The sequence below is a fragment of the Brachybacterium tyrofermentans genome (assembly GCF_014897585.1).
GTDB lineage: Bacteria > Actinomycetota > Actinomycetes > Actinomycetales > Dermabacteraceae > Brachybacterium > Brachybacterium tyrofermentans.
On sequence record NZ_JABUXW010000006.1, the window covers coordinates 75,790 to 87,820 of the forward strand.

The following is a 12,031-nucleotide window of genomic DNA, read 5'->3' on the forward strand; positions in this document are numbered from 1 at the left end:
CCACGGCCAGCGTAGCCGGGACCGACCCGTAGCATGGGCCCCGTGCCCGATGAACGATCGCCCTTCTCCGTCGGCGCGGCCTGCCGACGCCAGGTCGTGCTGGTGCTGACGCTGCCCGCCGTCGCGGCGATCATCATCACGGGGATCGTGGTGGGTGCGCCGCTGGCAGGGCTCCTGTTCGCGGTGCTGCTGGGCCTGCTCGCACTGCTCCGCGCCGTGCTGCCGGTCCGGGCGGTCGGAGCCCTCGCGGTACGGTCCCGGGGCGTGGACGCCGGGGTGCTCGCACTGCTGGCGATCGGCCTGGGTGTGCTGTCCGTCTCGCCCAATCTCTGAGGCACCCCCTCTGAGGCACCCCCTCTGAGGCGCCCCCGGACCCCTTCCGCAGGGCCCTTTCGGACACCACTCCAGGCCCCGACGCCACCCCTCCGCGACGCCTCGAAGGCCCCCGTGCGACCTCGTCGGTTGTCGTCTCGGGCCCCTGCCGCGGAGTGTGACGAGTGCCAGGTCGCCGAGCGCTGTTTTCCATGATCCCCCGTGTGGCACGATCATCTCGTGCCCACCGATTCCATCCGGCTCCATGCCGTGTTCGACCTCGCCATGAGGATCGGAGAAGGCCTGCTCACGAACGGAGCGGCCGCCTCCGAGGTGACGGCGACCGTTCTGCGGATCACCAGCTCGTCGGGACTGCGCAACGTCTCCGTGCAGGTGACCTTCGACGAAGTCGTCATCTCGTACCTCGAGGACGAGGGGGCCACCCCGTTCACGAGAGTGCGCTCCGCCGCGGCACGCGTCCAGGACTTCGCCCGTCTGGCGGCCTATGAGGACATCACGCACGGCTATATCTCCGGCGAGTTCCCGCTCGAGGAGGCCCGACGGATGGCGGGCGCCGTGGTCCAGTCGCCCCCGTTGTACAAACTCCCGCTGGTGGTGCTCGGCTTCGCCGTGATGGGCGGCTCCGCGGCGCTCAGCTTCGGAGCGGGATCCCTCGTGGTGGTCGCCGCGACGTTCGCGGCGGGACTGCTGATCGCCTCCGGGGAGTTCCTGGCCCGCAAGCACATCCCGCCCTTCTACGGACAGGCGATCGGCGGCTTCCTCGCCGTGGGTGCCGCACTGGCCGTGCACCTCATCAACCCGGCCGTGAACTCCTCGATCGTCGTGGTCTCCTGCATCATCGTGCAGCTGTGCGGCCTCTCCTCGATCGCCGCGGTGCAGGACGCCGTGACCGGCTGGTACGTGACCGCAGCCGGCCGCATCCTGGAGACTCTCATGCTCACCGTGGGCCTCGTCGCCGGGGTGCGGGGCGGAATGCTGCTGGCCGAAGCGATCGGCGCGGACATCTCCGTGAGCGCCTCGATCCCGATCTCCCTGATCACCGTGCTGTGGGTGGTGGTCTCCGGCATCGGGATGGGGATCGGCTTCGGCGTGGGCACCCAGGTGCCGTGGAAGGTGCTCCCCTGGATGGCGCTGGTCGCGCTGATCTCGGCGCTGATCTCCCACCTCGTCACCGGGCTGTTCATGGAGCGTCTGTACGCGGTGACGCTCGCCGGGCTCTTCACCGGGCTGATCGCGGTGGTGCTCGGGGACCGCCTGCGGGTGCCGACCCTGCTCTTCGTGATGGGCGGGATCATCCCGCTGGTGCCCGGCAGCCTCATCTACCGGGGACTCCTGGGGCTGGGGGACGACGTCAGCTCCGGCGCCAGCGAGTTGTTCGGGGCGGGTGAGATCGCCGTGGGCATCGCCGCCGGAGCCGTGCTCGGCCAGCTGCTGGCCTCGCGCATCCTGCCGTACTTCCGCCGCAGCGACATCGCCTACACCCCGAGCATCTCCCTGCCGTTCACCACGCTGCGCCGTCGTCGGCTCACGATGGGATCGCGCAGCTTCCGGCGTCGCACCGGCACTCCGGTGGTCGAGCCGTCTACGATGACGGGCGAGATGACAGCGCTGTCGCCCGCCCTCTTCGACGAGCTCGATGACCTCGACCCTCCGTCGGACGGCTAGGGACCGCGAACCGATCCCGAGGAGACCCCATGAGCACATCCGCACTGATCGCCGCCGGCGGCTATTCACGCAGCGGCAGCGGCCGCGGCCCGGGGCTCGAGCTGCTGAGGCTCACCACGGGCCACGACGCAGGCGGTCCTTCCGGCACGGCGCCGACCGTGGAGCGGCTCGCCACGGTCGATCTGCCGGATCCGTCCTTCGTGCTCTGGAGCGCCGACGGCTCTCTGCTCTACGCGGTGCTGGAGACGTCCCCGACGCGAGTCGTCGCCGTCCGGATCACGGCCGACGGCTCCTCGGCGGAGATCGTCGGTGACCTCGCGCTGGACGGATCGGGCGGCTGTCACTTGGCTCCGGGGCGCAGCGCGGGGACCCTGCTGGTCGCCGACTACGGCTCGGGCACCGTGGAGACCGTGCGCCTGGACGACGACGGCGTGCCGGTCGAGGTCATCGACGTCGACGACCACCACGACCGCAGCGAGGGGCAGGATCCCCACCCGCACCAGGTGGTCGCCCTGCCCGGCACCGAGGCGCTGGCGGTGCCGGATCTCGGCCTGGACCGCGTGATCCTCTACCGGCAGGACTCGGCCGGCCAGATGGGCCTGACCGGCGAGATCCCTCTGAGCAGGGGGAGCGGGCCTCGGCATCTCGCGCCGGACCACGAGTCCGAGCAGCTGCACATCTCCTGCGAGCTCTCCGGGATGGTGGCCACGGCGGCACGACGGCCCGTGGAGACCTCGCGCACGGCACCGACCGCGCTGAACGGAACCGCGCTGAGCTGGAGCGTGCGCTCCATGATCCCGGCCAGCGGCCGGGAGGGGGACAACGCGCTCTCCCATATCGAGCTCGCCGACGATGACGGGATGCTGCTGGTCGCCAACCGCGGACCGGACACGATCTCCCTGCTGTCGCTGACGATGATGCGACCGCAGATCGTCGCCGAGATCGAGGTGGGTGCCCATCCCCGCCACTTCACGCAGCTGGGAGATCTGGTCCTGGTGGCGGCCCAGGAGGGCGATCGCATCGATGTGCTGCGCCGGAAGGACGAGACTCTCTCGATCGCCGCGGACCCGATCCCCGCCCCGTCGGTGTCCTGCCTCGCCGTGCGTCCCTGAGGTCCCGCTGGTTCCTGGCGCGGCTCCGCCGCCCGTCTTGAAGAACTGATCTGCGCTCTTGTCGCGCTGACGGTTAGACTCGCTGACGCCGTGCCGGATGTTGCCATGGGGCTCTGCCCCGTGCGCCGGCCTTCGACCGTTCGGGAGGAACACCATGACCACTGCCGCAGACGCCGGCGCCGCCGCAGACACCGGACGCTCTGGCGCCCCGGTCACCGTGACCCCTGCCGTGACGCTGTCCTCGGCGCCGGATCGCGGTGAGGCCGCCGAGCGAGTCGAGTCGCTGTTCGCCGAGTCGTTCGGCTACGCCCCCGACGGTGTGTGGTCCGCCCCGGGACGCGTGAACATCATCGGCGAGCACGTCGACTACCAGGACGGCCTGTGCCTGCCGATGGCGATCTCCCATCGGTGCTTCGCGGCCGCCGCGCGCACGCCCACCGACCTCGTCCGCCTGCGGTCCGCCCAGGACGACCAGGTCCTGGAGATCCATGCCGGCGACCTCGAGCCCGGGGCCGTCGACGGCTGGCCCGCGTATGTGGCCGGGGTGCTGTGGGCGCTGCGGGCGCACATCTCCGGTGCCACCACCCAGGGCATGGACATCATGATCGACGGCCAGGTGCCGCTCGGCGCCGGGCTCTCCAGCTCCGCCGCTCTCGAGTGCTCCGCGGCGGAGGCGATCGAGGCCTTGCTGTCGCTGGGCACCACGCCTCTTCAGCGGGTCCGCGCCGCGATCACGGCCGAGACCGACTTCGCCGGTGCCTCGACCGGAGGGTTGGACCAGTCCGCCTCGGTGCTCTCGCGCGCCGGGCATGCGCTGTTCCTGGACTGCCGCGACTTCTCGACCCGCGCGGTCCCGTGGGACCTCGCCTCCCAGGGACTCGCGCTGCTGATCACCGATACCCGCGCCGAGCACTCCCACGTCGATGGCGAGTACACGGCCCGACGGGCAGACAGCGAGCGCGCCGCCGCCGCCCTGGGCGTGGCGACGCTCCGCGACGCGGATGCCGCCCAGCTCGACACGCTGCCGGCGAGCCTGGAGGACGAGGTCGTGCGCCGACGTGCCCGCCACGCGATCAGCGAGATCCAGCGGGTGAAGGACTTCGATGCACTGCTCGCCGCGGGCACCGTGCGGGATAACGTCCGGGAGCTCGGGGACCTGCTGAACGCCTCGCACGATTCGCTGCGCGACGACTACGAGGTGACCGTCCCTCAGCTCGACACGGCGGTCGACGCCGCACGCCAGGCGGGTGCCCACGGCGCCCGCATGACCGGTGGTGGCTTCGGTGGCTCCACGATCGCCCTCGTCGAGGCGGACCAGGCGGAGCACGTGGCCACGGCCATCGCCGCCGCCTTCTCCGAGCGCGGGTTCACGGCGCCGGAGTTCTTCCTCGCCCTGCCGTCGGAGGGTGCTGGACAGGACCGCTGAGCCAGTCCTCCACGCCGGCCAGGAGCCGGTGCTTCGTCGTCTCGTCCGCGGCGGAGATCCTGATCGAGGAGGCGGCGAGGCCCGCGAGCTCGGCATCGCTGAAGCCGATGGCCCGTGCGGTCTCGTACTGGTCCACCAGGCGTGATCCGAACAGCAGCGGATCGTCGGCGCCGAGCGCGATCTGGGCGCCGGCGTCGACCAGCTGGCGCAGCGGGATGTCGGCGGGGTCGGCGACCACACCGAGCGAGGCGTTGGAGGCGGGGCACACCTCGAGCCCGATGCCGGCCTCCACGATCCGGTCCAGCAGCTCCGGGTCGTCGGCCGCGCGCACCCCGTGCCCGAGCCGGGTCGGCGCCAGATGCTCCACAACGTCCTCGACGTGGGTCGGGCCCAGCAGCTCGCCCCCGTGCGGGACCGAGAGCAGTCCGGCCCGACGGGCGATCGTGAAGGCTGGCCCGTACTCGGCGGTCACGCCGCGGCGCTCGTCGTTGGACAGGCCGAAGCCGATGACGCGGCCCGCATGCCGGGCCGCGAGGCGCGCGAGGGTCCGGGCATCGAGCGGATGTCGTGTCCGGGAAGCGGCGACGATGAGGCCGATGCTCACACCGGTCTCCGCCTCGGAGCGCGTCGCCTGGTCCACGACGATCTCGAGGGCAGGGGTGAGCCCGCCGACGAAGGGTGCATAGCTGGTCGGGTCGACCTGCAGCTCGAGCCGTCCGGAGCCCTCCGCCGCATCGTCGAGCGCCGCCTCGTGGACGATGCGCCGCATCGCCGATTCGGAGTCGACCACGGCGCGCGCCGCGTCGTACTGCCGCTGGAAGCGGAACCAGCCGCGCCGCGTCGGCTCCACCTGCAGGGCGACGTCGTCGGTGAGGGACCGCGGCAGCCGGATGCCCCGCTCCTCGGCGAGCTGACGCAGCGTCGACGGGCGCATCGACCCCGTGAAGTGCAGGTGGAGATGCGCCTTGGGCAGCGCCGCGAGGTCACGGCCAGGGCTCGCCGGGAAGGCGGAGCTCATCGTGGTGTCACCTCGCGCCGTGGGCCGCGGCGCACGGCCTCACTCGGAGAGCAGGGCCGCCACACGGTCGATGCCCTCGGCGAGCTCGTCATCGTTGAGGGCGTAGGAGAACCGCAGGTGCCCGGGAGCGCCGAATGCTTCGCCCGGGACCGCTGCGACCTCGGCCTCCTGCAGGATCACGGCGGCCAGCTCGACCGAGGTGGAGACCGTCGTGCCGCGGATCTCCCGTCCCAGCGCGCCGGAGACGTCCGGGAAGGCGTAGAACGCGCCGGTGGGCGTGGGGACGGTGAAGCCCGGAACGGCGGAGAGCTTCTCGACCATGGTGCGTCGGCGGCGGTCGAAGGCCTCGCGCATGGCGTCGACCGGCTCCATCGGCCCGGTCACCGCGGCGATCGCGGCGCGCTGGGCGATGTTGTTCACGTGCGAGGTGAGGTGGGACTGGAGGTTGCTCGCCGCAGCGATGACGTCCTTGGGGCCCACCATCCAGCCCACGCGCCAGCCGGTCATCGCGAAGGACTTCGCCACGCCGCCCAGCAGCACCGTGGTCTCCGCGAGCTCGGGGACCTCGGCGAGGATCGACGTGAACGGCACCCCGTCGTAGGTGAGGTGCTGGTAGATCTCGTCGGTGACCACCCAGATCCCGTGCTCATGGGCCCAGCGGCCCACCTCGCGCAGCTGCTCCGCCGTGAGCACCACGCCCGTCGGGTTCGAGGGGGAGCAGATCAGGATCGCGCGGGTGCGCTCGGTGCGTGCCGCCTCGAGCTGCTCGATCGTGGGCACGTAGCCCTGGTCGACTCCGGCCAGGACCGGCACCTCGGTGGCCCCCGCCAGGCGGATCGCCTCGGGGTAGGTGGTCCAGTACGGGGCCGGCAGCAGGACCTCGTCGCCCGGGTCCAGCAGCGTTGCGAAGGTCTGGTACACGGCCTGCTTGCCGCCGTTGGTGACCAGCACCTGCGTCGGCTCGATCGCGAGCCCGGTCGACCTCGAGACCGTCTCGGCGAGGGCCAGACGCAGCTCCGGAAGGCCACCGGTGGGGGAGTAGCGATGGTTCGCCGGGACGGACGCGGCCTCGATCGCGGCGTCGACGATGTGCTGCGGCGTCGGGAAGTCGGGCTCGCCGGCACCGAAGCCGATCACGGGACGGCCGGCCGCCTTCAGAGCTTTCGCGGTGGCGTCGACCGCGAGGGTCGCAGAGGGAGCGATCGAGCCGATCCGCGTCGAGATGCGGGCGCGCTCGGCGGTCTGGGCGGTGCTGGTGGCGGGGGATGCGTCGTCGGTGGTCACCCGCCTATCGTGGCAGAGGTCTCGTCTCTCTGCCAGATCGACCCGCCAGCGGACACCTGCTCCGGGCGATCGGCCCGCGTGCGCAGCCTGACGGGCTGTGAGCGGCTCGGAACGCCCTAAGGGAGGCCCAGGACCGCCGAGAACTGCCCAGAACAGCCCAGAACAGCCCAGAACGGCCCAGGACAGCCCAGGGCAGCTCAGAACGGCGAGAACAGCCCAGGAAAGGCCAGAAACGCCGGAAAAGGCATCATGTGAGGTCCCAGGGGATCGCGATGCGGACGTCGGACGGTCTCGGAGGGGGTACTCTCGACTCCGGTCGGCATCGGGCAGGTCCCAGGGCCGTGCAGGAGTCGATGTGATCTGCCGCCAGCGGATTCGCACCAGGTCCTCACGGCTTGTATGCTGGTCGCTGGTCAGAAGAGCGGATGTCGGCAACGGCTCCGCAGATCAACCTCTCGAGGGTTTTCCCTCGTGAAGGGCAGTGGCGCAATTGGTAGCGCAGCGGTCTCCAAAACCGCAGGTTGCAGGTTCGAGCCCTGTCTGCCCTGCCGGTCCGATCGGGTTCACCCGATCGGATGCGGTTGACCTCGACGAGATCGGACAGCTCAGACGTGAATTCCAGCCAGAACGCCCCGTCGACGCCCACCAGTGGCGAAGCGCCGGGCACCGGGTCCCGGAACCCGTTCGTGGCCATCGGTCTGTTCGTCCGCCAGGTCATCGCAGAGCTCAAGAAGGTCGTCGTCCCGACCCGCAAGGAGCTGGTCTCGTACTCGGCCATCGTCCTCGCGTTCGTCATCGTGATGATCCTGTTGATCTTCGGCCTCGACGCCGCATTCAGCTGGCTGTCCCGGATCGCTTTCACGGATCCCGGCGCGGGACTCTGAGTCCGGCCGTGCCGTCGTACGCCGCACCGTGCCCGATCAGTCCCACAGCCGCCAGGAAGGCAGGTTCCCGCTGATGAGCGATCAGACCTCATCCCCCGAAGAGCCCTACCAGGACGTCGACGACTCCCTGTCGTTCTCGTCGTCGCCCCAGGCCGAGACGGCGGCACCCGAGGGTGCCGCGTCCGACCTCGAGTCGCAGAGCGCCGAGGGCAGCTCCCTCGAGGGCGCCGATGACGTCGAGCAGGCAGATTCCGAGCAGACGGACGATGCCGAGCTGACGGACTCCGCCGAGCAGGGCGACGATGCCGAGCAGGCCGACGACGTGGAGCCCTCCACCACGGAGGCAGGCGATTCTGCCGCCGTCGAGGCCGACGACTCCGAGGGCGTCGAGCCCGCAGACTCCGACGAGTCCGGCGATTCTGAGGAGTCCGACGACTCCGAGGAGGACCCGCTCCTCCAGCTCAAGATGCACCTGCGCTCCGCGCTCGGCGAGTGGTACGTCATCCATTCCTACTCCGGTCACGAGAACCGCGTGAAGACGCAGCTCGCGACGCGTACCGAGACTCAGGACATGGAGGACTACATCTTCGAGGTCCAGGTCCCGATGGAGGACGCGACCGAGGTCAAGAACGGCCAGAAGAAGATCGTCCGCCGAGTGCGCATCCCCGGCTACGTGCTGGTGCGCATGGACCTGACCACGGAGTCCTGGCGAGTCGTGCGCGACACCCCGGGTGTGACCGGATTCGTCGGCAACGCCACAGAGCCCACCCCGCTGAACTTCGACGAGATCTACTCGATGCTCGAGCCGTCCGTCGGCCTGCCCGAGAAGAAGCGCTCCACCGGGGGCACCCCGGCGAAGTCGACCGCACAGAAGATGCCCGACTTCCAGGTCGGTGAATCCGTCACGGTCATGGACGGGCCCTTCGAGACCATGCCGGCCTCGATCTCCGAGATCCACACGGAGTCGCAGAAGCTGCAGGTCCTCGTGTCGATCTTCGGCCGCGAGACTCCCGTCGAGCTCGCCTTCGATCAGGTCGCCAAGATCTGATCCCCCAGAACTGATCGGCGCCGCGGCCTTCGGGCCGGGGGAATACGACCAGGATCACCCTTGATCCCGGTCGACGCCGACGCGACGTGCAGGTAGCGTCGCATCGGACCTGTTTCCGCCTTCGGGCGACTGAGGTCCTGCAGTGGGAGGAACGCATGATGAGTTCTGCCCGAACCACGACAGAATGAGGAAGAGCAATGGCTCCCAAGAAGAAGATCGCGAGCGTCATCAAGCTCCAGATCCAGGCCGGCCAGGCCACACCTGCGCCGCCCGTGGGTCCCGCGCTCGGCGCTGCCGGCGTGAACATGATGGAGTTCGTGAAGGCCTACAACGATCGCACCGCCGATCAGCGTGGCAACATCGTCCCGGTCGAGATCACGGTCTACGAGGATCGCTCGTTCACCTTCATCACGAAGACCCCGCCGGCCGCTGAGCTCATCAAGAAGGCCGCTGGCCTTCAGAAGGGCTCCGCGACGCCGCACACCGACAAGGTCGGAAAGATCACCCAGGCTCAGGTCCGCGAGATCGCGGAGACGAAGATGCCTGATCTGAACGCGAACGACATGGAGGCCGCGTCGAAGATCGTCGCCGGTACCGCTCGTTCCATGGGCATCACGGTGGAGGGCTGACGATATGGGTTTCCGTAGCAAGGGTTACAAGGACAACGCTGCCAAGATCGAAGAGGGCCGCGCGTACGCGCCGCTGGACGCTCTCCGACTGGCGCAGAAGACCTCTCCCGCGAAGTTCGACGCGTCCGTCGAGGTCGCGATGAGCCTGGGCGTCGATCCCCGCAAGGCGGATCAGATGGTGCGCGGCACCGTCAACCTGCCCAACGGCACCGGCAAGACGGCCCGCGTGATCGTCTTCGCGACGGGTGCGCAGGCCGAGGCCGCTCTCGAGGCAGGCGCCGACGAGGTCGGCGACGACGAGCTCATCGAGAAGGTCGCCGGCGGGTGGACCGACTTCGACGCGGCCGTGGCCACGCCGAACCTGATGGGCAAGGTCGGCAAGCTGGGCCGCGTGCTCGGCCCCCGCGGCCTCATGCCGAACCCGAAGACCGGCACGGTCACGATGGACACGGCCAAGGCCGTCTCCGACATCAAGGGCGGCAAGATCGAGTTCCGCACCGACCGTGCAGCCAATCTGCACTACATCGTCGGCAAGGTGTCGTTCTCCGACCAGCAGCTGGCCGAGAACTACGTCGCCGCGCTCGACGAGATCCTCCGTCTGAAGCCGTCCTCCTCGAAGGGCCGCTACATCGAGAAGATCACCGTGTCCACCACCATGGGCCCGGGCATCGCGATCGACGTGAACCGCACGCGCAACCTCCTCGAGGAGACCGACGAGGCCTGATCCTCAGCGGTCGCCTCCGGCGGTGCATCTCGACGCCCCGTCCACCTCACGGTGGGCGGGGTGTCGTCGTGTTCGAGCTGAGCGGTGCCGCGTCGACAGTCGCGGGCCGCGCACCAGCTACGGGCCGCGTCGACCGCTACGGTGGCCCGGTGATCGATCTGCTCTCACTGACACGCACCCACCTGACCGCGGAGCACCTCGTGCTCTCAGCGGGGGAGGTCCTGGCGCGGTACGACCACCTCACCCAGGACTCCGGCAACATCTCCTGGCTGGTCAGGACTGGAGAGGGCGACCTCTTCGTGAAGACCGCGGGGACCCACGCGCCGCCACCGGCCGGCGCTACGGTTCAGTATCTCGACCACGCCGGTCGCGTCAGGCTGCTGCGCTCCGCCGTGGAGCTCGCACGCAGCGTCGAGCATCCGGTCCTCGCCCGCCTGCGCTCGGTGATCGAGACGGCGGACGGCCCTGCCCTTGTCTACGATCGGGCGCCGGGTGAGCTGGTCGGCGTCCCGTCCGCGCAGCGCGAGGATCCGACGTCGCCGTACCGACGCTTCGCCACCGCGTCCGCCGAGCTGCGGCTGGAGGTCCTGGACCAGCTGCTCGACGCTCACGTCGCGCTGGAATCGGCCGGGTGGGTGGCCTGCGACCTCTACGACGGCTGCCTCATGGTGGACCTGGCGGCGGGGCGCCTCACCCTGATCGATCTCGACACCTATCGGCGCGGCGCCTCCGTCAACGACATGGGCCGCATGTTCGGGTCGAGCCGTTTCATGGCTCCCGAGGAGTTCGAGCTGGGCGCTCCGTTGGACGCACGCACCACCGTGTTCACCCTCGGGCGGCTGGTGCGCCATGTCGGGACCGGACTGACCGAGGATCTCGCGCAGTTCTGCGGGGGAGCGGAGGCGGCCGAGGTGGTCGACCGCGCGACGCGGCCGGTATGCAGGGAGCGCTTCGGCACGGTCCGCGAGTTGGCTGCGGCCTGGTGTGCTGCCCGTCGCTCCGCCCGCTGAGAGGAGGGCGACGGAGCGATGAGGCTGAGTGCTCGCGCCCGGGTGCCCAGATGTGACACAGACCGCCGGCTCTCCCATGGCGTCGGACCGCTTCTGTGGTCTACTCTGGACATACCGAAGACCGCCGGTTGTCGCGCTCGACCCCGAGAGCGACCGAAGAGATCCCGTCAGGGATGGCCTGCGCAGGTGAAGAAGCGACTGTCGTACGGTCGCCCCAGTCCGGCCCCGGCCGGTGCCCTCCGGGGTATGGGGATCTCGTGCGATCGAGGCCTCGACACTTGCGTGTCGAGGCCTTTCCTGTGTCCAGGACTTCTTCACCCGGTGGCGAGAGACCTCTGGAAGGAGGGCCATGGCTAACCCCGAAAAGGTTGATGCCGTCTCGGAGATCGCGGACCTGTTCCGCGAGTCCGACGCCGCTGTCATCACCGAGTATCGCGGGCTCAGCGTGGGGGATCTCAAGGAGCTTCGCCGCTCGTTGGGTTCCGAGACCACTTACGCCGTGGTGAAGAACACGCTCACCGAGATCGCCGCCCGCGAGGCCGGCATCACGGCCTTCGATGGCACGCTCAGCGGTCCGACCGCTATCGCGTTCATCAAGGGTGAGCCGGTGGGGCCCGCCAAGGCCCTGCGTGACTTCGCCAAGACCCACGAGCAGCTCGTGATCAAGTCCGGTTACTTCGAGGGCACTGTGCTCTCGAAGGAGGACGTCCAGAAGCTTGCGGACCTCGAGTCCCGCGAGGTCCTGCTGGCCAAGGCCGCCGGTGCCATGAAGGCATCGATGTCCAAGGCCGCCGCCACGTTTGCGGCGCCGCTGTCGAAGGCAGCACGCACCGTGGACGCGCTGCGGGCCAAGCAAGAAGCCTGAGGATCCGAGGCTCCGGCCTCACTCCTCACGGCC

12 protein-coding genes and 1 tRNA gene are annotated in these 12,031 nt (G+C 69.7%); 11 read left to right on the top strand and 2 right to left on the bottom strand.

The genetic code is table 11. From position 1 onward, the window contains the following. The first annotated feature begins 33 nt into the window (after positions 1 to 33). The 4 genes from INT49_RS05775 (at position 34) to galK (ending at position 4,536) form a co-directional block, all read left to right on the top strand. A complete protein-coding gene (locus tag INT49_RS05775; protein WP_193116768.1) occupies positions 34 to 333 on the top strand; it encodes a DUF3017 domain-containing protein in 300 nt (99 codons plus the stop codon). A 219-nt stretch (positions 334 to 552) separates the two neighbouring features. After that, positions 553 to 1,998, top strand: coding sequence for a threonine/serine exporter family protein (locus INT49_RS05780; protein WP_193116769.1), 1,446 nt, complete (start codon positions 553 to 555; stop codon positions 1,996 to 1,998). A 29-nt stretch (positions 1,999 to 2,027) separates the two neighbouring features. Continuing rightward, positions 2,028 to 3,110: a lactonase family protein gene (locus INT49_RS05785; protein WP_193116770.1), complete on the top strand. Its 1,083-nt coding sequence runs from the start codon at positions 2,028 to 2,030 to the stop codon at positions 3,108 to 3,110. A gap of 154 nt (positions 3,111 to 3,264) precedes the next feature. Further along, positions 3,265 to 4,536, top strand: a complete 1,272-nt coding sequence (gene galK, locus INT49_RS05790) for a galactokinase (RefSeq protein WP_193116771.1) — start codon at positions 3,265 to 3,267, stop codon at positions 4,534 to 4,536. Here galK and INT49_RS05795 read toward each other — a convergent pair. Further along, the gene (locus tag INT49_RS05795; protein ID WP_193116772.1) at positions 4,478 to 5,554 is read right to left on the bottom strand and encodes an adenosine deaminase; all 1,077 of its coding nucleotides are present in this window, start codon (positions 5,552 to 5,554) and stop codon (positions 4,478 to 4,480) included. The two genes, galK and INT49_RS05795, sit on opposite strands and share 59 nt — an antisense overlap. Positions 5,555 to 5,593: 39 nt before the next feature. Continuing rightward, the gene (locus tag INT49_RS05800) at positions 5,594 to 6,838 is read right to left on the bottom strand and encodes a pyridoxal phosphate-dependent aminotransferase (protein WP_193116773.1); all 1,245 of its coding nucleotides are present in this window, start codon (positions 6,836 to 6,838) and stop codon (positions 5,594 to 5,596) included. Between the two features lie 475 nt (positions 6,839 to 7,313). Between INT49_RS05800 and INT49_RS05805 the strand changes: the two genes are divergently transcribed. The 7 genes from INT49_RS05805 to rplJ all read left to right on the top strand — a co-directional run bounded on the left by INT49_RS05805 (position 7,314) and on the right by rplJ (position 11,998). Beyond that, positions 7,314 to 7,386, top strand: a tRNA-Trp gene (locus INT49_RS05805). Positions 7,387 to 7,449: 63 nt separating this feature from the next. Next, positions 7,450 to 7,722 (top strand): preprotein translocase subunit SecE, encoded by a 273-nt coding sequence (gene secE, locus INT49_RS05810; protein WP_193116774.1) that lies wholly within the window; start codon positions 7,450 to 7,452, stop codon positions 7,720 to 7,722. A gap of 73 nt (positions 7,723 to 7,795) precedes the next feature. Continuing rightward, positions 7,796 to 8,770, top strand: a complete 975-nt coding sequence (nusG, locus tag INT49_RS05815) for a transcription termination/antitermination protein NusG (protein WP_193116775.1) — start codon at positions 7,796 to 7,798, stop codon at positions 8,768 to 8,770. A gap of 197 nt (positions 8,771 to 8,967) precedes the next feature. After that, positions 8,968 to 9,399 (top strand): 50S ribosomal protein L11, encoded by a 432-nt coding sequence (gene rplK / locus INT49_RS05820; RefSeq protein WP_193116776.1) that lies wholly within the window; start codon positions 8,968 to 8,970, stop codon positions 9,397 to 9,399. 4 nt (positions 9,400 to 9,403) lie between these two features. Further along, positions 9,404 to 10,123, top strand: a complete 720-nt coding sequence (gene rplA / locus INT49_RS05825) for a 50S ribosomal protein L1 (RefSeq protein ID WP_193116777.1) — start codon at positions 9,404 to 9,406, stop codon at positions 10,121 to 10,123. 149 nt (positions 10,124 to 10,272) lie between these two features. Next, entirely contained in the window at positions 10,273 to 11,133 is an 861-nt protein-coding gene (locus tag INT49_RS05830) for a serine/threonine-protein kinase (RefSeq protein WP_193116778.1), read from the top strand. Between the two features lie 349 nt (positions 11,134 to 11,482). Beyond that, positions 11,483 to 11,998: a 50S ribosomal protein L10 gene (gene rplJ, locus INT49_RS05835; protein ID WP_193116779.1), complete on the top strand. Its 516-nt coding sequence runs from the start codon at positions 11,483 to 11,485 to the stop codon at positions 11,996 to 11,998. Positions 11,999 to 12,031 lie beyond the last annotated feature (33 nt).